The sequence below is a fragment of the Stenotrophomonas sp. genome (assembly GCF_059505245.1).
The window spans coordinates 1-18,071 of sequence record NZ_JCACKF010000046.1; the positions used below are offsets into that span (position 1 = coordinate 1).

An 18,071-nucleotide genomic window follows, 5' to 3' on the forward strand; every position below is an offset into this window, starting at 1 on the left:
AGTTGCCGGCCAGCGGCCGGCACTACCGCGGGTGCAGGGCGCAGCCCTGCCGAACAACATCCCTCAGTAACGAGGCCGGCCTTCTTCCAGCACCTGGCGCAGGAACGGCACGGTGATCCGCCGCTTCGCCGCCAGCGATTCGCGGTCCAGCCAGTCCAGCAGGGTGATCAATCCACCCAGCTCACGGCCGGTGTGCGACAGCAGCCACTCGATGGCCGCTTCGTCGATGGCCAGGCCGCGTCGCAGTGCACGCTCGCGCAGCACCGCCGCCCGTCCTTCCTCATCCAGCGGCTGCAGCAGCACGCGCACGCACTGGCCCAGCCGCGAGCGCAGGTCCGGCAGCACCAGGCCCAGTTCGCCCGGCGCCTTCTGTGCCGTGTACAGCACGGTCACGCCCGCAGCGCGCGCACGGTTGTGGAAATCGAACAGCGCGATCTCATCCTCGCGGTTGCCGGCAACCTCGTCCAGGCCGTCCAGCGCCACCAGTTCGCGCGCTTCCAGCCCATCAAGCGCCGCACGGACACGGCCGGCGGCGCTGGCCAGCGGCACGTACGTCGGCAACCGTCCGGCCTGCTCGGCGCTGGAGCACATCGCCAGCGCCTGGTGGGTCTTGCCGGTTCCCGCCGCACCTTCCAGGTAGACCCAGTCGTGGCTGGCGCCAACCGCGATCGCGCGCAGCTGCGCCAGCGCGCCATCCGGCGCGCCGATGAAGGTCTCCAGGCGCTGGTCCCGCGGGTAATGCAGGGCCAGCGGCAGTTGCGGCACACCCATCACTTCAGGTCGGGGCCCTTGTCGTCCGGAACGATGATATGGGGCGCGTCGACCACGCCATCAAGCACGATCGCCGGCTTCTCGCCCACGTACAGTTCGCTCTGCCGATAGCGCTGGTGGGCATAGCGCAGCAGCACGTTGGTCACCGCCGCTACCGGCAGCGCCAGCAGCATGCCGAGGAAGCCGAACAGCTGGCCGCCGGCCATCACCGCGAAGATCACCGCCACCGGGTGCAGGCCGATCTTGTCGCCGACGATGCGCGGGGTCAGCACGTAGCTTTCCAGCAGCTGGCCCACGGTGAACACCACGCCGACCAGGATCAGCAGCTTCAGGTCGAAGCCCTGCGCCTGCACCAGCGCGGCGATCACCGCCATCAGCACGCCGGTGGTCGCGCCCAGGTACGGGATGAAGCTGATCAGGCCGGCAATCAGGCCGATCAGCAGGCCCAGCTTGAGGCCGACCAGCGACAGGCCACCGGCGTAGATCACGCCCAGCGCCAGCATCACCAGGAACTGGCCACGGATGAACGCACCCAGCACCTCGTTGGATTCACGCGCCAGCGCGCTGATGGTGCCGATCTGGTTGCGCGGAATCACCGAGGCCACCCGCTCGACCAGCTTGTCCCAGTCGCGCAGGAAGTAGAACGCCAGGATCGGCAGCAGCAGGATGTTGACCACCCAGGTCACCATCGCAAAGCCCGAACGCGAGACGTAGCCCATGAACGTGGTGGCGAAGCCGCCGGCCTGCTGCCAATGGCTGCGCACCCATTCGATCAGGCGGTCCGGATCCAGCCACTGCATCACTTCCAGGCCGGTCTTGTGCTCGAACCAGGGGATGCCGGTCTGCATCAGCCACGCCTGCGCCTGCGGCGCGGCCGCGATCAGGGTGGTGATCTGGCGCTCGATCATCGGCACCAGCACCAGCAGCAGTGCCACGATCACCAGCACCATCGCTGCGAACACCAGCACCACGCCGGTCATGCGCGAGCGGCCGGTGGCCTCGATGCGGTCCACCAGCGGGTCACCCAGCCAGGCCAGCGCCAGTGCCAGCACGAACGGGGTCAGGATCGGCGCCAGCAGCCACACCACCCAGCCGATCAGGCCGGCGAACAGGATGTACTTCAGCCGGCGCAGGAACTGCGCGATTTCAGCTTCCGGGCTCAGGATCATCGCAGGCGGTACTCGTTGCTGACCGGCGCGGCCACCGGGGCACCGGTGGTGTCATCGATCGGGGTCGGCAGGGCCGGCAGCGGCGCGCTTGGCACCAGCACGCCGTTGTCGCCAAGCATGCGGTTGAAGCCGGCCAGGCCGGTGGTCATCTCCACGCTCAGCTCCAGTTGGCCGGCCGAGGCGTGCAGCGGGGTGACGTTGCGCACCACCGGCACCTCGCGCAGGCCAGCGGCCAGCCGCAGGTAGTCATCGGCGCTGTTGATGCCGGTCACCACCAGGCGGTAGGTGCCGGCCTGGCCGACGGCAACGCCGGCCTTGGCATAGCGCTTGACCAGCGCATCGGCGGCACCGTCGGCACCGGCGGCCATCGCGCGCATGGCGTTGGCGTCCTTGCTGGTCCACTTGTTCAGTTCGCGGCCGTTGTCGACGAACACCCAGTCCGCCTGCCAGCCACCGTTGGCGCGGTAAAGCTTGCCGATCAGCTGCATCGGCGGTGAGTAGCGCGAGGAGGCACGGGCCACGGCGGCGCTGTCCTGGCGCCAGATGGCACCGGCCAGGGCCTGTTCGGCAGCACCGCCGCTGGGCAGGCCCAGCTTGTAACCCCGCTCGATGGCGCGGTTCAGCAGCGGGCGGGCGGCATTGGCCTGCTGCACGCTGACCAGGCGCGGGCCACTGCCGTCGTCGACGGCCAGCCACAGCACCGGCTTCGGTCGCGGCTGCGGCCACAGCGGCAGGCCCAGCGCCGAGACCAGCGAATCGACGTCATCCTCGCGGAAGCGGGCCACCAGCAGGGTCCGGAAGCTCGGTGCGCCGCTGGCACCCACGCTCTGGTCCTGCTTGTAGTCGTAGCTGGCCACGTAGTCCTTGGCATTGCGCAGCGCCTGCACCACGCCGGGGCGTGACATCACGTTGCGGTCGCCGGACAGCTTGCCCAGCACCACGCTCAGGGCACGGGCCAGGGCACCGTTGCGATCGGCCTCGGCCTGGCTGTTGACGGGCACTTCGGCCTCGTAGGCCCCCGAAGCGGTGGCGACATCTCCCTCGGTGCGCAGGCCGCTCTGGGCCATCGTGGCCACCGGCAGGCTCAGTGCAAGGAGCAGGGTCAGAATCAGGCTGCGGCGCATCAGGACATCCATTGGCTCGACGAATCCGGGGGAATTGTTGCCCGAATACGGCCTTTGCGCCAATGCGGCCTGTTAAAATCGCTCATTCAACCCCTGCCAGCGCCGACGCCCGTGACCAACACCCCGTCTTCCGCCCCTTCCCCCCTCACCTACCGTGACGCGGGTGTCGACATCGACGCCGGCAACGCGCTGGTCGAGCGGATCAAGCCCCTGGTCAAGCGCAGCTTCCGCCCGGAAGTGATGGGCGGCCTGGGCGGCTTCGGCGCCCTGTTCGACCTGTCCAACAAGTACCGCGAGCCGGTGCTGGTGTCGGGTACCGATGGCGTGGGCACCAAGCTGAAGCTGGCCCACCAGCTGAACCGCCACGATACGATCGGCATCGACCTGGTCGCCATGTGCGTGAACGACGTGCTGGTGCAGGGTGCCGAGCCGCTGTTCTTCCTGGACTACTTCGCCACCGGCAAGCTGGACATCGACACCGCCGCAGCGGTCGTGGGCGGCATCGCCAACGGCTGCACCGAGGCCGGCTGCGCGCTGATCGGCGGCGAAACCGCTGAAATGCCCGACATGTATGCCCCGGGCGAGTACGACCTGGCCGGCTTCACGGTCGCCGCGGTCGAGAAGAGCGAGCTGAAGGACGGCGCCAGCGTGGCCGCCGGCGACGTGCTGATCGGCATCGCCTCGTCCGGCCCGCACTCCAACGGCTACTCGCTGGTGCGCCGCATCTACGACCGCGCCGGCCGCCCGGCCGACCTGGAGCTGGAGGGCGGCGTGAAGCTGGTCGACGCGCTGATGGCACCGACCCGCCTGTACGTGAAGCCGATCCTGGCACTGCTGAAGTCGCACGGCGAGGCCATCCACGGCATGGCCCACATCACCGGTGGCGGCCTGACCGAGAACATCATCCGCGTGGTGCCCGACGGCCTCGGCCTGGACATCCAGGCCTCGTCCTGGACCCTGCCGCCGGTGTTCCAGTGGCTGCAGAAGGAAGGCGCCGTGGCCGACAGCGAGATGTGGCGCACCTTCAACTGCGGCATCGGCTTCGTGCTGATCGTGGCAGCCGACCAGGTCGCCGCCGTGTCCGAGGCGGTCAAGGCGCAGGGCCTGGACCACTGGACCATCGGCCAGGTGGTCACTGCTGAAGGCGCCGAGCGCGTCCGCATCGGCTGAACCCGGCCCCGAGGAGCCCGCATGGACGCAATGCCCCCGCTGCCCCCTACCCCCGTGCCGCCGCCAACGACGGCGGTACCGGCGTTCAGCCCCCAGGACGCCGACCACCTGCGCATGCTGTCAATCGCGCACTACGTGGTCGGCGGCCTGATCGCGCTGTTCTCGCTGATCTTCATCGTCCACATCGTGCTCGGCGTCACCGCGCTCACCGGCAACCTGCCGATGAACTCCGGCGGCCAGCCCTCGTCGCCGGCCGAACAGCGCGTGTTCGGCTGGATGTTCGTCGTGATCGGCTGTGTCATCGTGTTCGGTGGCGTCACCCTGGGCGCGTTCGTGGCCTACGCCGGCCGTTGCCTGGCCCGCCGCCGCCGCTACCTGCTGTGCCTGATCGTGGCCGGGCTGGCCTGTCTGTTCACGCCGATCGGTACCGTGCTGGGAGTACTCAGCCTGATCACGCTGCTGCGTCCGCAGGTCAAGGCCGCGTTCGACACAGCGGGCACGGCGGCATGACGAGCCCGGGCGCACCTCCGCCGCTGCCGCAGCAGACCCTGGCGCACCTTCAGCTGGGCAGCCACCTGCAGACGCTGAAGGTGCTGTTCTACGCGCTGGCGGTTTTCCACTGGATGGCCGCGCTGGCCTTCCTCGGTTTCATCGGCCTGGTTGCCAGCTCGCGCGGGCTGGACGATGGCGCGGTACTGGCCACCGTGTACGGCGTCGTTTCAGCGCTGGCTGCCGCGCTGGGCTTCGTGCAGCTGCACACCGCGCGCCTGCTGTCGCGCCGCACCGGGCTGGCCTGGTGCCAGCGCGCGGCCTGGCTGGCGGTGCTGGCCGGCCCGCTGGGCATGGCCCTGACCGCCTATGCCTGGGTGTTCCTGTCCAAGCCTGACATGGCCGCCCTGTTCGACCGCGGCGACCATCTCCGCGTCTGAACTTGCCGGCAGACGCCCCGCCCTTTCCTGATCGACTTCCCATGTCCGCGCCTGCCCTCCCCACGACCGCTTCGCTCAGCGCCTTCCGTTTCTCGGGCCCCAAGAAGCTGGCCTTCGCTGCCGTGCTGGCGGTATTCGCGGTCAGCTGGATCCAGCCGCTGTGGCCCACCGAGCAGGCGCTGCACAGCACGCTGACCGTGATCGGCCTGGGCGCCCTGCTGTGGGTCGACCGCCGGGGTGGCTGGCTGGGCAACGGTGCCTTCATCGCGATCTGCGGCTTCATCGCGCTGCACTGTGTGGCCGCCCGCTGGCTGTACTCGAACGTTCCCTACGACGCGTGGACGCAGGCGCTGATCGGCTGGTCGCCGAATGCGGCGTTCGGCTGGCAGCGCAATCATTTCGACCGCCTCATCCACTTCCTGTTCGGCGTCTGTTTCACGCCGGCACTGCTGCAGCTGGCACGTCACGCCTGGCCGGCGCTGCGCCGCGGCCAGGCCTTCGCCCTGGTGGTGATGACGGTGATGTGCGCCAGCCTGGTCTACGAGTGGTTCGAATGGGCCATCGCGCTCGCCCTGTCGCCGGACGCCGCCGAGGCCTACAACGGGCAGCAGGGCGACATGTGGGACGCCCATGCCGACATGCTGATGGCCACCGTGGGCAGCCTGCTGACCTGGCCGCTGATCCGCCGGAGTACCCCGCAATGACCGCGCCCACCCGCATTGCCGTGCTTGCCTCCGGCCGCGGCAGCAACCTGCAGGCCATCCTCGATGCCATCGCTGCGGGACGCCTGCGCGCCGAGGTCGTCGGCGTATTTTCCGACCGCCCGGCCGCCGCCGCGCTGCAGCGGGTCAGCGCCAACCTGCGCTGGGCGCATGCGCCGAAGGAATTCCAGGACCGCGCCGCCTACGAGCAGGCACTGGGCGACGCACTGGCCGCGGTCGCACCGGACTGGATCGTCTGCGCCGGCTACATGCGCATACTCGGCGCCGCCTTCGTGCAGCGCTTCAATGGCCGCCTGGTCAACATCCACCCGTCACTGCTGCCGCTGCACAAGGGGCTGGACACGCATGCGCGGGCACTGGATGCAGGCGATGCCGAGCACGGTGCCAGCGTGCACCTGGTCGTACCCGAGCTGGACGCCGGCGCCGTGCTGGCCCAGGTGCGGGTACCGGTGCTGCGCGGCGATGACGCCGACACCCTGGCCGCGCGTGTGCTGGCGGTGGAGCATCCCCTGCTGATCGCCACGCTGCAGCTGCTGTGCGCCGGCCGCCTGACTGAACGGGAGGGCCAGCCGCAACTGGACGGTCACCCCCTGTTTAGCCCGCTGGCCCTAGATTCCGCCGGGAGCCTGAACCGGTAACGCCCACGCACACGCCCCGCTGACTGCGGGGCTGGCATCCTGCCCACCTCCTGCGGCTCCTCTCTTCCATGAAGACCACGACCCTGCTGTCCACTTCGCTGCTGCTGTCGCTTGTCGTGCTCCCCGGCGTGGGTTGGGGCCAGGCGCAGGCGCCTGCCGCCTCGCCGGCTCCGGCGCCGGTGCCAGCGGTGCAACCGCCGGCCGAAGCGGCGGCCCTGGCCCTGCCGGCCTTGGCGTGGGAACCGCCGCCGCTGCAGCCGTTCAGCGCCACCTACCAGGCCTTCTACAAAGGCAAGGAGGCCGGCGACGCCAGCATGCAGGTCACCCATACCGGCGGCAACCAGTGGCGGGTCGACATGCAGGTGGTCGGCCGCCGCGGCTTTGCCAGCGTGCTGGGCCTGAACATCGAGCAGAGCACGGTGTTCGAGGAGCGCGCCGGCGCCTATGCACCGCTGAGCCAGAGCACGGTGCGCAAGGGCCTGTTCCTGGGCAAGAAGGCGGTCGGCACGTACAACTGGCAGGCCGGTACCGCGCAGTGGACCGGCGACGTCGAGAAGAAGCGTGCGCAGCCGATTCCGCTGCAGCCGGGCGACCAGAGCGCCCTGCTGATCAACCTGGCGATCATGCGGGATGCCCGTCCGGGTGCCACCATGCACTACCGCTACGTGGACATGGGCAAGGTCCGCCAGCACGACTACCAGGCCGCGCCGCAGACCGAGAACGTCGAGGTCGGCGACCTGTCCTACAACGCGCTGCGGGTCTACCGGACCAACGGCGGCAACAACGAAACCATCCTCTGGATCGCCAACGGTGTCCCCACCCCGGTGCGCATCCTGCAACGCGAAGACGGCGAAGACCGCGTCGATCTGCGCCTGATCGAATACCAAGGAGTCTGAGCATGAGCACCCTGACCCGCCCCCTCACCTGGATCGCTGCAGCCGCGCTGTCGGTGGCCAGCCTGCCGGCCATGGCCCTGCAGCCGTTCAAGGCCGATTACCTGGCCAGCTACATGGGCATGCAGGCCAATGGCAGCATGACGCTGAGCAGCGAGGGTGCCAACAAGTGGCGCTACACGCTGCAGGTGAAGAACCAGCTGGCCGACCTGAGCCAGAGCACCGTGTTCGAAGAAGTGCGCGGCCAGCTGCGCCCGCTCAGCAGCCAGGACCGTTCGGCGCTGCTGGTGAAGAAGCGCAACGTGCAGGCCAACTACAACTGGACCAGCAACCAGGCCACCTGGACCGGCGACATCAAGCCGGACCGCGCTGGACCTATCGCACTGAAATCCGGTGACATGGACGCGCTGCTGATCAACCTGGCGATCGCCCGTGACCTCGCCGCCGGCAAGCCGCTGACCTATCGCATGGTCGACGAAGGCCGCATCAAGAACATGACCTACCGCGTGATCGGCAAGGAGTCGATCACCGTGGGCGGCAAGAGCTACGAAGCGACCAAGGTCTCGCGTGCCGACGGCAACAAGGAGCTGATCGCCTGGATCGTGCCGGAGTTCCCGGTGCCGGCGCGCATGCTGCAGCGGGAGAACGACCGCGATGCCCTGGACCTGACCATCAAGGCGATGAACTGAGTGCCGGGGTCGGATCCCATCCCCTCGGGGATGGGCTCTGACCCCGGTTGTGTGGCTGGGGTCGGAGCCCTTTCCGATGGAAAGGGATCCGACCCCGGGCCCCGCGAAAAGAAAACGCCCGCTTTCGCGGGCGTTTTTCTTACTTCTTTTCTTCGGCCGCCGCCGGCTTGAACTCGGTACGGCAGTCCACGCGGATCTGCTCGCCGGTGCTGCGCCAGACGAAGGTGCGGCAATGGCGGTTGCCGTCCTGGCTGTCATTCACCGCAACCGCATAGAACGACTCGATGATCTCGTCGCGCGAGACCGTGCCATCGCCATTCCAGTCCATGTCCTTCTGCTCGATGCCCTGGGTGATGGCGATGTTGGCGTACCAGGCGTAGCCCAGCCACGCCAGCACGATCAGCACCAGCGCCAGCAGCGCCTTGCGACGCGGGCTGAACTTGCCGCGCAGGATCATGGCACGCGCCGGATGGTGGCACCGAGCGAAGACAGCTTCTCTTCGATGTTCTCGTAGCCACGGTCAAGGTGGTAGATGCGGTCGATGGTGGTCTCGCCGCTGGCCATCAGGCCGGCCAGGATCAGCGAGGCCGAGGCACGCAGGTCGGTGGCCATCACCGGTGCGCCACTCAGGTGCTCGCTGCCCCGCACGATGGCGGTGTGGCCTTCGACCTGGATGTCCGCGCCCAGGCGCAGCAACTCGTTGACGTGCATGAAACGGTTTTCGAAGATCGTTTCGTTGATCACGCCGACGCCGTCGGCCACGCAGTTGAGCGCCATGAACTGCGCCTGCATGTCGGTCGGGAACGCCGGGTACGGCGCAGTGGTCAGGTTGACCGCCTTCGGCCGCTTGCCCTGCATGTCCAGGGTGATGGTGTCGTCGGTGGTCTCGATCTTCGCACCGGCTTCGACCAGCTTGGACAGCACCGCGTCCATGGTGTTCGGGCGCGCACGGTTGACCGTGACCTTGCCGCCGGTCATCGCCGCAGCCACCAGGAAGGTGCCGGTCTCGATGCGGTCGGGCAGCACTTCATGGCGGCCGCCGGACAGGCGCTCGACGCCTTCGATGACCAGGCGGGCAGTGCCCAGGCCTTCGATCTTCGCGCCCAGCGCGATCAGGCAATGCGCCAGATCGGTCACTTCCGGTTCCATCGCACAGTTGTCGAGGATGGTGGTGCCTTCGGCCAGTACCGCGCCCATCAGCACGTTCTCGGTGCCGGTAACGCTGACCATGTCGAAGGTGAAATGGCCGCCCTTCAGGCGCTTGGCCGTGGCCTTGATGAAGCCGTTCTCGACCACGATCTCGGCGCCCAGCGCCTGCAGGCCCTTGATGTGCTGGTCGACCGGACGCGAGCCGATCGCGCAGCCGCCGGGCAGCGACACTTCCGCCGCGCCGAAGCGGGCCAGCAGCGGGCCCAGCACCAGGATCGAGGCGCGCATGGTCTTGACCAGCTCGTACGGGGCGACATGCTGGTTGACCGGGCGCGGGTCGACCACGATCGCACTGCCGCGCGACAGCGTGCCCTGGTCGATGGTGACCTTGGCACCCAGTTCACCCAGCAGCTTCACCGTGGTGACCACATCGTGCAGGTGCGGCACGTTGGTGATCTCCACCGGCGCATCGGCCAGCAGGGTCGCGCAGAGAATGGGGAGGACGGCGTTCTTGGCGCCGGAGATGCTCACTTCACCGTGCAGCGCAGCGCCGCCGGTCACAACGATCTTGGCCATGTATTCGGGATCTTCTGCGGTTCAGCCGGCTTCGGCCGGGGTCACGGTTTTCAGCGCCAGCGCGTGGATCGCGCCGCCCATCAGGTCGCCCAGGGTGGCATAGACCATCCGGTGGCGGGCCAGCGGCATCTTGCCGGCAAAGGCCTCGCAGACCACGGTCGCTTCGAAATGCACGCCATCGTCGCCCTGCACGTCGGCGCGGGCGCCGGGCAGGCCGGTTTCGATCAGGTTGCGGATGGTGTCGGCGTCCAACGGGCTTTCCTAATAAAATGTGCCTCCATTCTACTTCCGCTGCGTGGCGTCCGCATGGCCGAATCCCTGTTGCCCCCCCGTTCCGTCGACCCTGCCGGCCTGGTCGCCAGCGGCCGCCGCGTCTTCGAGATCGAGCGGCAGGCGCTGGATGCCGTGGCCGACCGCCTCGGCGAGGCCTTCCAGCAGGCTTGCCAGGCGATCCTGGCCAGCCGCGGCCGGGTGGTCGCCACCGGCATGGGCAAGTCCGGGCACATCGCCCGCAAGATCGCCGCTACGCTGGCCTCCACCGGCACTCCCGCGTTCTACGTGCATCCGGGCGAAGCCGGCCATGGTGACCTGGGCATGATCACCGAGGCCGACGTGGTGCTGGCCCTGTCCTATTCGGGCGAATCGGACGAAGTGCTGATGCTGCTGCCGGTGCTCAAGCGCCAGGGCAACGTGCTGATTTCCATGACCGGCCGCCCGCAGTCCAGCCTGGCCACCGCCGCCGATATCCACCTGGACGTCAGCGTGCCGGCCGAGGCCTGCCCGCTGGCGCTGGCGCCGACCTCCAGCACCACCGCCTCGCTGGCGATGGGCGATGCGCTGGCCGTGGCCCTGCTCGACGCACGCGGCTTCACCGCCGACGATTTCGCCCGCTCGCACCCGGCCGGCAGCCTCGGCCGCCGCCTGCTGCTGCATATCACCGACGTCATGCACACCGGGGAGGACCTGCCCAGCGTGGGGGCCGACGCCAGCCTCAGCGAGGCGCTGGTCGAAATGAGCCGCAAGCGGCTGGGCATGACCGCCGTGGTCGATGCCGACGGTGTGCTGATCGGCCTGTTCACCGACGGTGACCTGCGCCGGGCGCTGGACAGCGCGCTGGACGTGCGCACCGCGAAGATCGCCGATGTGATGACCCGCAACCCACGTACCATCGGCGCCGACCAGCTGGCGGTGGAGGCTGCCCGGCTGATGGAGACCCACAAGATCACGGGCCTGATCGTGGTTGACGACCAGGGCCGGGCGGTCGGTGCCCTGAACATTCATGACCTGTTGCGGGCCCGGGTGGTTTAACCGACAGTCCGTAGACCCCATTCAGTCTGTACCGTCCCAACCCGAATCCACCGAGCCTGCCACCCTGATGCCCTGGTCCCCCCTGCCCGCCTTCCCCGCCCACCTGCATGCCGCCGCGGCCCGCGTCCGCCTGGCCTGCTTCGACGTGGACGGCACCCTCACCGACGGTCGGCTGTACTACGACAAGGACGGCAACGAGAGCAAGGCGTACTTCGTGCAGGATGGCCTGGGCCTGAAACTGCTGCAGCAGCACGGCATCCACCCCGTGCTGATCACCGCGCGCAACAGCCAGTCCGCGCTCAGGCGCGGCGCCGACCTCGGCATCGATACCCAGATCGCCGTGGGCGACAAGCTGGCCAGCGTGCAGGCGCTGTGTGCGCAGCACGGCATCGGCCTGGAGCAGGTGGCCTTCATGGGCGACGACCTGCCTGACCTGGCACCGCTGGGCGCGGTCGGCCTGGCGGTGGCGCCGGCCAACGCCCACCCGTGGATCGCCGAGCGCGTGCATTGGCAGACCCGCGCCGATGGCGGACGTGGTGCAGCCCGTGAGCTGTGTGACATCCTGCTGGCCGCGCAGGGACATGTGGACGCGGTCCTGGCGAGGTTCGGCGCATGAACCTGCCGAGCCTGAACTGGCGCACCCTGCTCGGCATCGGCCTGCTGCTGGCGGCCCTGCTCAGCAGCTGGGCGGCCCTGCGCAACCGCGACAAGGGTCCGGCCACTGCCGGCCAGGATGTCGGCGTGGACTACGTCCTGCACGACTTCCAGGTCGTCGCCCTGGATGAGCACGGCAAGGAATCGACCACCCTGCGCGCACCGTTGCTGGAGCGCCAGCGTGGCGACCAGACCATCAACATCGCCACGCCGCTGTTCGAGATGCCGGACAAGGATGGCAAGCACTGGACCCTGCGTGCCGAGACGGGCTGGCTCAGCGCCAAGGGCGACCAGATGAAGCTGCGCGGCAATGTCGCCGGCGACAGCCCGGCCGATCCGGGCGTGGTGCCGACCACCTTCCGCACCGACCACCTGGACGTGTTCCCGAAGGAGAACCGTGCCCGCACCGATGCGCTGGTCACCATGACCCGCCCCGGCATGGAACAGTCCGGGGTTGGCTTCGAGGTGGATTCGAAGAACAACACGTATCATTTCCTCAGCCAGTCCAAGGGCCGTTACACGCCCCGACGCTGATTCCGCCGCCCTCCTGCGACGTCCCCGGACAGGCGCAAGGCAGGCAGCCCACCCATCCGCCCCCGGTTTCCCGGGCGGCCCCACCGGTAGAACGGACCCCGATGAAGATTCCCTTTGCAGCCGTACTCGCGCTCGGTCTCCTTGTTCCCAGCGCTGCCTTTGCCAAGTCCACCGACCGCAACGAGAACATGAACATCGACTCCGGCGCGCAGTCGGGCGTGCTCACCGGCGATGGCAAGACCGTGCTTTCGCAGGGCGTGACCGTCACCCAGGGCTCGCTGGACATCCGCTCGTCCGAAGCCGAGATCTACCTGAAGGACGGCGAGGCCGTGCGTGCGGTGTTCACCGGCAAGCAGGCCACGATGAAGCAGCAGCTCGACGATGGCACCTGGATGGACGCGGTGGCTGATCGCATCGACTACGACATCAAGACCGAGATCATCACCCTGACCGGCAACTACAAGGTCACCAGCGCGCGCGGCACCAATGCCGGCCAGCGCATGGTCTACAACACCCGTAGCGGCGAAATGAATTCCGGTGGCGATGGCAGCCGCGTGCGCACCGTCATTCCGCCGAAGAACAAGAACGCGGCGGCACAGCCGGCGGCCACGCCCAAGGCGGCGGCGCCGGCCAGCACGTCGGCCAAGCCGGCCGGGAGCAAGAAGTAATGCTCGTCGCCAAGGGCCTGCGCAAGCGCTACAAGCAGCGCGAAGTCGTGAAGGACTTCGGGCTGACCCTCGACGCCGGTGAAGTGGTGGGCCTGCTCGGCCCCAACGGTGCCGGCAAGACCACCTGCTTCTACATGATCGTCGGCCTGGTCGCCGCCGATGCCGGCAGCATCGTGCTCGACGGCAAGGACATCACCAGCGATCCGATGTACACCCGTGCCAAGCAGGGCGTGGGCTACCTGCCGCAGGAGCCGTCGGTGTTCCGCAAGCTGACGGTGGCCGACAACCTCCGCCTGGTACTGGAGCTTCGCGAAGACCTGGATTCGGCCGGCCGCGAACGCGAATTGAACAGCCTGCTCGACGAGCTGCAGCTGGGCCATGTGGCCGACCAGCTCGGCGCCAGCCTGTCCGGTGGCGAACGTCGTCGCTGCGAGATCGCCCGCGCACTTGCCGCGCAGCCGCGCCTGATCCTGCTCGACGAACCGTTTGCCGGTGTCGACCCGATCTCGGTGGGTGAAATCCAGCGCATCGTCACCCATCTCAAGCAGCGTGGCATCGGCGTGCTGATCACCGACCACAACGTGCGCGAGACCTTGGGAATCTGCGACCGCGCGTATATCCTCGCCGAGGGCACCGTGCTGGCCCAGGGCTCGCCGGAGGCGATCCTGGACAACGCCGACGTACGTCGCGTCTACCTTGGGGATTCCTTCAAGCTGTGACCGCAGGCGCCGGGTCCCTTTCCTTCCGTTCGGCACAGGCATGAAGACTCGGCTGCAGACATCGTTGGGACAACAGCTGGTGCTCACGCCCCAGCTGCAGCAGGCGATCAAGCTGCTGCAGATGTCCACGACCGAGCTGGAGCTTGAAATCGCCCAGGCCGTGGAGAGCAATCCGCTGCTGGACTGGGCCGACAGCAACGACAGCAGTGCCGCCAATGAGGGCAGCGACAGCACCGAGGCCGACGCGCCCGCCGAACGCACCGACAACGGCGACGACTGGGCGCCGGCCGAACTCGACTGGAGTGCCGCCGGCAGTGGTGGCAGCTTCGACGATGACGATGACACCGGCAGTGCCGCCGAGCGCGTGGCGGAAACCGAAACGCTGGCCGACCACCTGCTGTGGCAGCTGCACCTGTCGCATCTTTCCACGCATGACCGCAGCATCGGCGCTGCACTGATCGATGCGCTGGACGACGATGGTTACCTGCGCGAACCGCTGGCCACCATCGCCGAAACCCTGCTGCCGGCGGTCCATGCCGGTGAGGATGAAATCCTCGCGGTGCTGCATCGCATCCAGCGTTTCGACCCGGTCGGCGTTGCCGCGCGCACGCTCGGCGAGTGCCTGCAGCTGCAGCTGGACGTGTTGCCTGCCGACACGCCGGGGCTGGCGCTGGCGCGACAGATTGCCGCAGGCCCGCTGGAACGGCTGCCGCGCAGTGGCGTCTCCGGGCTGGCGCATGAACTGAAACAGCCGCTGGACGAGGTCGAGACGGCGGTCGCGCTGCTGCGCTCGCTGGACCCGCGTCCGGGCACGCAGATCGCGCCGCTGTCGCAGGACACCTATGTGGTGCCCGACGTGGTGGTGTGGCGGCAGAACGGCATCTGGCGCGCAGCGCTGGCGGCCCATGCCGGGCCGAAGGTGGTGATCCACCGTGGCTACGAACAGCTGATCCGCCGCTGTGGCGAGGCCGACGCCGGCTACCTGCGCGGCCAGCTGCAGGAGGCGCGCTGGCTGCTGAAGGGCCTGCAGCAGCGCGGCGAAACCCTGCTGCGGGTGGTGCGCAGCCTGATCCTGCAACAGGCCGGCTTCCTCGAATTCGGCGAGCAGGCGCTGCGCCCGCTGACCCTGCGCGAGATCGCCGCCGAGCTGGGCCTGCACGAATCCACGGTGTCGCGCGCGATCGCCCGCAAGCACGTGCGCACGCCGCGCGGCACCCTGCCGCTGCGCGCCTTCTTCGCCTCGGGCATCGATACCGAAGGCGGTGGCGAGGCGTCCAGCACGGCCATCCAGGCGATGATCCGCCGCCTGATCGACGACGAGAACCCGCGCAAGCCGCTTTCTGACGCCAAGCTGGCTGACCTGCTCAAGTCGTCGGGAATTCCAGTAGCGCGACGCACCGTGGCGAAGTATCGTGAAGCCATGAACATTTCCGCCTCGCACGAAAGGGTCAGAATCGCTTGACGCGCCGCCGCGCCCGGCGGAGAGGTTCATTGGCACATCCGAACACAGGAGAAACCCGATGCGCATCGAAACGTTTGGCAAAGACGTCGAAGTCACCCCGGCCCTGCAGTCCTATGTAGAGGAGAAGCTGGCCCGGATCGGAAAACACTTCGACCAGCACTGCGAAGCGCGGGTGACCCTCAAGCTGCAGAAGACCGAACACCACGTCGACGCCAGCCTCAACATTCCGGGGCAGACCCTGCACGCCGAGGCCGGCGGCCAGACCATGTATGCCGCGATCGACCTGCTTGCGGACAAGCTTGACCGCCTGGTCATCAAGCACAAGGAGAAAAAACAGCAGCACGCACCGCTGCCGGTGGGCGACAATGGTGGCTGATCGCCACCGTTCCCCGCAGACATGCCCCTGACTGACCTCCTGGCGGCCGTGCAGACCCAGCTCTGCACGGCCACCGACCGTGACAGCGTCCTGCAGGCCGCCGCCGGGTTGCTGGCCTGCCGCCAGGCCAACGCCGAACAGATCTATCTGAACCTGTGCCAGCGCGAAGCCCTGGGCAGCACCGCGATCGGCCACGGCATCGCCATTCCCCACGGCCGCGCGCCGACCCTGGACCGCCCCCGTGGCGCCCTGCTGCGACTGGCGACCCCGGTCGATTTCGGCGGCGACGAACCGGTGGACCTGGTGTTCGCGATGGCCGTCCCCGCCCACTACACCCACCAGCACCTGATGCTGCTGTCCGAGCTGGCCGAGCTGTTTTCCGCACCGGACATCCGCCAGGCCCTGCGCGAAGCCGGCGATGCCCGGGCGCTGCGCGAGGCGCTGGACATGACCCCACCTGCGAGTGCCGCATGAATACCAGCATCACCGCCCGTGAACTGTTCGAACAGCAGCGCGAGCGGCTGGGGCTGCGCTGGGCCGCTGGCAAATCCGGTGAGAAACGCGAGCTGGAGGCCGGCAACACGGTCTCGCGGCGTCCGTCGCTGGCCGGCTACCTCAATGCGATCTATCCCAACAAGGTGCAGATCCTGGGCACCGAGGAACTGTCCTGGCTGGACGCGCTGGAACCCCGCCAGCGTTGGGAAACCATCGAGAAGATCATGCAGTCGCATCCGCTGGCGCTGGTGCTGACCCGCAACCAGGCGTGCCCGGAAGACCTGCGCGCGGCCGCCGATGAATCCGGTACACCGCTGTGGCTGTCGCCCAAGCGCGGCCACGAACTGCTCAACCACCTGTCCTACCACCTGGCGCGCACGCTGGCGCCGCGGGTGATCCTGCATGGCGTGTTCATGGAGATCTATTCCATCGGCGTGCTGATCACCGGTGAGGCCGGGTCGGGCAAGAGCGAGCTGGCGCTGGAGCTGCTAAGCCGCGGCCATCGGCTGGTAGCCGACGATGCGCCCGAATTCACCCAGATCGCCCCGGACGTGCTCGACGGCACCTGCCCCGAACTGCTGCAGGACCTGCTGGAAGTGCGCGGCCTGGGCGTGCTGAATGTGCGCGAGATGTTCGGCGACACGGCTGTAAAGAAGAACAAGTACCTTCGGCTGATCGTCCACCTGACCAAGCCGATGACCGAACCCACCCCGCATGGCTACGAGCGCCTGACCGGCGACTCGGGCACCCGCCATGTGCTGGACCTCGACGTTCCGCTGATCACCCTGCCGGTGATGCCCGGCCGCAACCTGGCCGTGCTGACCGAAGCCGCCACCCGCCTGCACATCCTGCGCACCAAGGGCATTGATCCGGCAGCGATGTTCATCGCCCGCCACAGCAATCTGCTGGAACGGCGAACACCCTGATTCCCCTGCCCTTCGAAGAGCCTGTCCATGAGCACCGCCACCCCCTCCGCCCCGACCCTGATCATCGTCAGCGGCCTGTCCGGCTCGGGTAAATCCGTCGCCCTGAAGACCTTCGAGGATCAGGACTACTACTGCTCGGACAACCTGCCGATCCACCTGCTGCCGGACTTCGTGCGCAGCCTGCTGGCCAACCACGACGGCAGCGCGCCGCGCCGGCTGGCGGTGGGCATCGACGTGCGCGGCCAGGCCGACCTGAGCCAGCTGGGCGACTGGCGGCAGCTGGCCACCGACGCCGGCGTGGAAGTGAAGGTGCTGTTCTTCGAGGCCAGCGACGAAACGGTGCTCAAGCGCTATGCCGACACCCGCCGCCGCCATCCGCTGAGCCAGCTGGGCCTGTCATTGCCCGAGGCGATCGCCCGCGAGCGCGAGCTGACCGCGCCATTGCGCCGCGAGGCCGATGCGGTGATCGATACCAGCAACCTCAACGTGCACCAACTGCGGCGGCGGATCATCACCGAGTTCGCGATGGACCATGCCACCGGCCTGTCGCTGCTGTTCGAATCATTCGCCTACAAGCGCGGTGTACCCGCCGAGGCGGACTTCGTGTTCGATGCGCGGGTGCTGCCCAATCCACACTGGGACCCGGACCTGCGTGCGCTCAGCGGCCGCGAACCGGGTGTGCGCGACTACCTGGAAGCGCAACCGGACGTGCAGCGCTACCTGGCCCAGCTGATGGATTTCCTCGATACCTGGCTGCCGAAACTGGGTGATGGCACCCGCAGCTACGTGACCGTGGCGTTCGGCTGCACCGGCGGCAAGCACCGCTCGGTGTTCCTGGCCGAGCGCATGGCCCGGCATGCCCGCGAGATGGGCTGGCAGGACGTGGCGACGTACCACCGCGAACAGGATTGAGGGGGGCCGGCCGGGCTGCGCCCGGCACCCGTCGGTAGTGCCGGCCGCTGGCCGGCAACAGCAACAGCAACAGCAAAAGCGGCATTCCGTGGGATGGCGGGGCGGGGGGGGGGGGGGGGGGGGGGCGGGGGCCGCCCCCCCCCCCGCCCCGGCCCCCCCGGCCCGGGGGGGCCGGGGGGAAGGCGAA

Annotated in this window: 23 protein-coding genes; 17 read left to right on the forward strand and 6 right to left on the reverse strand. The window is 68.4% G+C overall.

Going from position 1 to position 18,071, the window contains the following annotated elements:
• Positions 1-63 precede the first annotated feature (63 nt).
• The 3 genes from hda to AC5JLE_RS18875 are packed head-to-tail and all read right to left on the reverse strand — an operon-like array spanning position 64 to position 3,076.
• A complete protein-coding gene (hda, locus tag AC5JLE_RS18865; protein ID WP_014646247.1) occupies positions 64-771 on the reverse strand; it encodes a DnaA regulatory inactivator Hda in 708 nt (235 codons plus the stop codon).
• On the reverse strand, positions 771-1,940 hold the full coding sequence (locus AC5JLE_RS18870; RefSeq protein ID WP_014646246.1) for an AI-2E family transporter: 1,170 nt from the start codon (positions 1,938-1,940) through the stop codon (positions 771-773). Before AC5JLE_RS18870 ends, hda begins: the two co-directional genes overlap by 1 nt.
• Entirely contained in the window at positions 1,937-3,076 is a 1,140-nt protein-coding gene (locus tag AC5JLE_RS18875) for a DUF2066 domain-containing protein (RefSeq protein WP_032957235.1), read from the reverse strand. Before AC5JLE_RS18875 ends, AC5JLE_RS18870 begins: the two co-directional genes overlap by 4 nt.
• Positions 3,077-3,175: 99 nt before the next feature.
• On the opposite strand from AC5JLE_RS18875, the gene purM reads away from it, so the two are divergent.
• The 7 genes from purM (at position 3,176) to AC5JLE_RS18910 (ending at position 8,105) form a co-directional block, all read left to right on the forward strand.
• Entirely contained in the window at positions 3,176-4,234 is a 1,059-nt protein-coding gene (purM, locus tag AC5JLE_RS18880) for a phosphoribosylformylglycinamidine cyclo-ligase (protein WP_049405378.1), read from the forward strand.
• 21 nt (positions 4,235-4,255) lie between these two features.
• Positions 4,256-4,744: a hypothetical protein gene (locus tag AC5JLE_RS18885; RefSeq protein ID WP_032957615.1), complete on the forward strand. Its 489-nt coding sequence runs from the start codon at positions 4,256-4,258 to the stop codon at positions 4,742-4,744.
• Positions 4,741-5,163 carry a hypothetical protein gene (locus AC5JLE_RS18890; RefSeq protein ID WP_014646242.1) on the forward strand — a complete coding sequence of 141 codons (423 nt, stop codon included), beginning with the start codon at positions 4,741-4,743 and terminating at the stop codon, positions 5,161-5,163. The genes AC5JLE_RS18885 and AC5JLE_RS18890 overlap by 4 nt, the downstream gene beginning before the upstream one ends.
• A gap of 41 nt (positions 5,164-5,204) precedes the next feature.
• Entirely contained in the window at positions 5,205-5,867 is a 663-nt protein-coding gene (locus AC5JLE_RS18895) for a DUF2238 domain-containing protein (protein ID WP_496065542.1), read from the forward strand.
• Positions 5,864-6,523, forward strand: coding sequence for a phosphoribosylglycinamide formyltransferase (gene purN, locus AC5JLE_RS18900; protein ID WP_049405382.1), 660 nt, complete (start codon positions 5,864-5,866; stop codon positions 6,521-6,523). Before AC5JLE_RS18895 ends, purN begins: the two co-directional genes overlap by 4 nt.
• Before the next feature lie 68 nt (positions 6,524-6,591).
• Entirely contained in the window at positions 6,592-7,419 is an 828-nt protein-coding gene (locus tag AC5JLE_RS18905) for a DUF3108 domain-containing protein (RefSeq protein ID WP_496065543.1), read from the forward strand.
• 2 nt (positions 7,420-7,421) lie between these two features.
• Entirely contained in the window at positions 7,422-8,105 is a 684-nt protein-coding gene (locus tag AC5JLE_RS18910) for a DUF3108 domain-containing protein (RefSeq protein WP_014036249.1), read from the forward strand.
• A 139-nt stretch (positions 8,106-8,244) separates the two neighbouring features.
• Here the strand turns inward: AC5JLE_RS18910 and AC5JLE_RS18915 are convergent, their stop codons facing one another.
• From AC5JLE_RS18915 to AC5JLE_RS18925, 3 genes are read right to left on the reverse strand one after another with little or no spacing between them, the layout of a single operon-like run.
• Positions 8,245-8,562: a hypothetical protein gene (locus tag AC5JLE_RS18915; protein WP_032957609.1), complete on the reverse strand. Its 318-nt coding sequence runs from the start codon at positions 8,560-8,562 to the stop codon at positions 8,245-8,247.
• A complete protein-coding gene (gene murA / locus AC5JLE_RS18920) occupies positions 8,559-9,830 on the reverse strand; it encodes a UDP-N-acetylglucosamine 1-carboxyvinyltransferase (protein WP_014646237.1) in 1,272 nt (423 codons plus the stop codon). Before murA ends, AC5JLE_RS18915 begins: the two co-directional genes overlap by 4 nt.
• Positions 9,831-9,851: 21 nt before the next feature.
• Complete coding sequence (locus AC5JLE_RS18925; protein ID WP_005408396.1) at positions 9,852-10,082, reverse strand: BolA family protein; 231 nt, start codon at positions 10,080-10,082, stop codon at positions 9,852-9,854.
• Between the two features lie 54 nt (positions 10,083-10,136).
• Here AC5JLE_RS18925 and AC5JLE_RS18930 point away from each other — a divergent pair, with 54 nt between their 5' ends.
• The 10 genes from AC5JLE_RS18930 to rapZ all read left to right on the forward strand — a co-directional run bounded on the left by AC5JLE_RS18930 (position 10,137) and on the right by rapZ (position 17,884).
• Positions 10,137-11,138 carry a KpsF/GutQ family sugar-phosphate isomerase gene (locus AC5JLE_RS18930; RefSeq protein WP_014646236.1) on the forward strand — a complete coding sequence of 334 codons (1,002 nt, stop codon included), beginning with the start codon at positions 10,137-10,139 and terminating at the stop codon, positions 11,136-11,138.
• A gap of 67 nt (positions 11,139-11,205) precedes the next feature.
• Positions 11,206-11,754 carry a KdsC family phosphatase gene (locus AC5JLE_RS18935; protein ID WP_014036245.1) on the forward strand — a complete coding sequence of 183 codons (549 nt, stop codon included), beginning with the start codon at positions 11,206-11,208 and terminating at the stop codon, positions 11,752-11,754.
• Positions 11,751-12,326 (forward strand): LPS export ABC transporter periplasmic protein LptC, encoded by a 576-nt coding sequence (gene lptC / locus AC5JLE_RS18940; protein ID WP_014646235.1) that lies wholly within the window; start codon positions 11,751-11,753, stop codon positions 12,324-12,326. Before AC5JLE_RS18935 ends, lptC begins: the two co-directional genes overlap by 4 nt.
• 101 nt (positions 12,327-12,427) lie before the next feature.
• Positions 12,428-12,994 (forward strand): lipopolysaccharide transport periplasmic protein LptA, encoded by a 567-nt coding sequence (lptA, locus tag AC5JLE_RS18945; protein WP_032959333.1) that lies wholly within the window; start codon positions 12,428-12,430, stop codon positions 12,992-12,994.
• On the forward strand, positions 12,994-13,713 hold the full coding sequence (gene lptB / locus AC5JLE_RS18950; RefSeq protein ID WP_005415558.1) for an LPS export ABC transporter ATP-binding protein: 720 nt from the start codon (positions 12,994-12,996) through the stop codon (positions 13,711-13,713). Before lptA ends, lptB begins: the two co-directional genes overlap by 1 nt.
• Positions 13,714-13,753: 40 nt before the next feature.
• On the forward strand, positions 13,754-15,175 hold the full coding sequence (locus AC5JLE_RS18955) for an RNA polymerase factor sigma-54 (RefSeq protein WP_100449567.1): 1,422 nt from the start codon (positions 13,754-13,756) through the stop codon (positions 15,173-15,175).
• Positions 15,176-15,233: 58 nt separating this feature from the next.
• The gene (gene hpf / locus AC5JLE_RS18960) at positions 15,234-15,551 is read left to right on the forward strand and encodes a ribosome hibernation-promoting factor, HPF/YfiA family (protein WP_005415556.1); all 318 of its coding nucleotides are present in this window, start codon (positions 15,234-15,236) and stop codon (positions 15,549-15,551) included.
• 21 nt (positions 15,552-15,572) lie between these two features.
• Complete coding sequence (locus AC5JLE_RS18965) at positions 15,573-16,025, forward strand: PTS sugar transporter subunit IIA (RefSeq protein ID WP_032130191.1); 453 nt, start codon at positions 15,573-15,575, stop codon at positions 16,023-16,025.
• A complete protein-coding gene (gene hprK, locus AC5JLE_RS18970) occupies positions 16,022-16,972 on the forward strand; it encodes an HPr(Ser) kinase/phosphatase (RefSeq protein WP_005408388.1) in 951 nt (316 codons plus the stop codon). The genes AC5JLE_RS18965 and hprK overlap by 4 nt, the downstream gene beginning before the upstream one ends.
• 27 nt (positions 16,973-16,999) lie before the next feature.
• On the forward strand, positions 17,000-17,884 hold the full coding sequence (gene rapZ / locus AC5JLE_RS18975; protein WP_014646231.1) for an RNase adapter RapZ: 885 nt from the start codon (positions 17,000-17,002) through the stop codon (positions 17,882-17,884).
• Positions 17,885-18,071: the final 187 nt, after the last annotated feature.

What these genes read in the sequence shown, in the direction of transcription:
- AC5JLE_RS18870 (WP_014646246.1), bottom strand. Translation starts at nt 1,940, where the DNA reads ATGATCCTGAGCCCGGAAGCTGAAATCGCGCAGTTCCTGCGCCGGCTG.
- hprK (WP_005408388.1), top strand. Translation starts at nt 16,022, where the DNA reads ATGAATACCAGCATCACCGCCCGTGAACTGTTCGAACAGCAGCGCGAG.
- rapZ (WP_014646231.1), top strand. Translation starts at nt 17,000, where the DNA reads ATGAGCACCGCCACCCCCTCCGCCCCGACCCTGATCATCGTCAGCGGC.
- AC5JLE_RS18910 (WP_014036249.1), top strand. Translation starts at nt 7,422, where the DNA reads ATGAGCACCCTGACCCGCCCCCTCACCTGGATCGCTGCAGCCGCGCTG.
- AC5JLE_RS18875 (WP_032957235.1), bottom strand. Translation starts at nt 3,076, where the DNA reads ATGGATGTCCTGATGCGCCGCAGCCTGATTCTGACCCTGCTCCTTGCA.
- AC5JLE_RS18935 (WP_014036245.1), top strand. Translation starts at nt 11,206, where the DNA reads ATGCCCTGGTCCCCCCTGCCCGCCTTCCCCGCCCACCTGCATGCCGCC.
- AC5JLE_RS18895 (WP_496065542.1), top strand. Translation starts at nt 5,205, where the DNA reads ATGTCCGCGCCTGCCCTCCCCACGACCGCTTCGCTCAGCGCCTTCCGT.
- hpf (WP_005415556.1), top strand. Translation starts at nt 15,234, where the DNA reads ATGCGCATCGAAACGTTTGGCAAAGACGTCGAAGTCACCCCGGCCCTG.
- AC5JLE_RS18930 (WP_014646236.1), top strand. Translation starts at nt 10,137, where the DNA reads ATGGCCGAATCCCTGTTGCCCCCCCGTTCCGTCGACCCTGCCGGCCTG.
- AC5JLE_RS18955 (WP_100449567.1), top strand. Translation starts at nt 13,754, where the DNA reads ATGAAGACTCGGCTGCAGACATCGTTGGGACAACAGCTGGTGCTCACG.
- AC5JLE_RS18915 (WP_032957609.1), bottom strand. Translation starts at nt 8,562, where the DNA reads ATGATCCTGCGCGGCAAGTTCAGCCCGCGTCGCAAGGCGCTGCTGGCG.
- lptC (WP_014646235.1), top strand. Translation starts at nt 11,751, where the DNA reads ATGAACCTGCCGAGCCTGAACTGGCGCACCCTGCTCGGCATCGGCCTG.
- AC5JLE_RS18965 (WP_032130191.1), top strand. Translation starts at nt 15,573, where the DNA reads ATGCCCCTGACTGACCTCCTGGCGGCCGTGCAGACCCAGCTCTGCACG.
- lptB (WP_005415558.1), top strand. Translation starts at nt 12,994, where the DNA reads ATGCTCGTCGCCAAGGGCCTGCGCAAGCGCTACAAGCAGCGCGAAGTC.
- purN (WP_049405382.1), top strand. Translation starts at nt 5,864, where the DNA reads ATGACCGCGCCCACCCGCATTGCCGTGCTTGCCTCCGGCCGCGGCAGC.
- murA (WP_014646237.1), bottom strand. Translation starts at nt 9,830, where the DNA reads ATGGCCAAGATCGTTGTGACCGGCGGCGCTGCGCTGCACGGTGAAGTG.
- AC5JLE_RS18885 (WP_032957615.1), top strand. Translation starts at nt 4,256, where the DNA reads ATGGACGCAATGCCCCCGCTGCCCCCTACCCCCGTGCCGCCGCCAACG.
- AC5JLE_RS18905 (WP_496065543.1), top strand. Translation starts at nt 6,592, where the DNA reads ATGAAGACCACGACCCTGCTGTCCACTTCGCTGCTGCTGTCGCTTGTC.
- hda (WP_014646247.1), bottom strand. Translation starts at nt 771, where the DNA reads ATGGGTGTGCCGCAACTGCCGCTGGCCCTGCATTACCCGCGGGACCAG.
- AC5JLE_RS18890 (WP_014646242.1), top strand. Translation starts at nt 4,741, where the DNA reads ATGACGAGCCCGGGCGCACCTCCGCCGCTGCCGCAGCAGACCCTGGCG.
- lptA (WP_032959333.1), top strand. Translation starts at nt 12,428, where the DNA reads ATGAAGATTCCCTTTGCAGCCGTACTCGCGCTCGGTCTCCTTGTTCCC.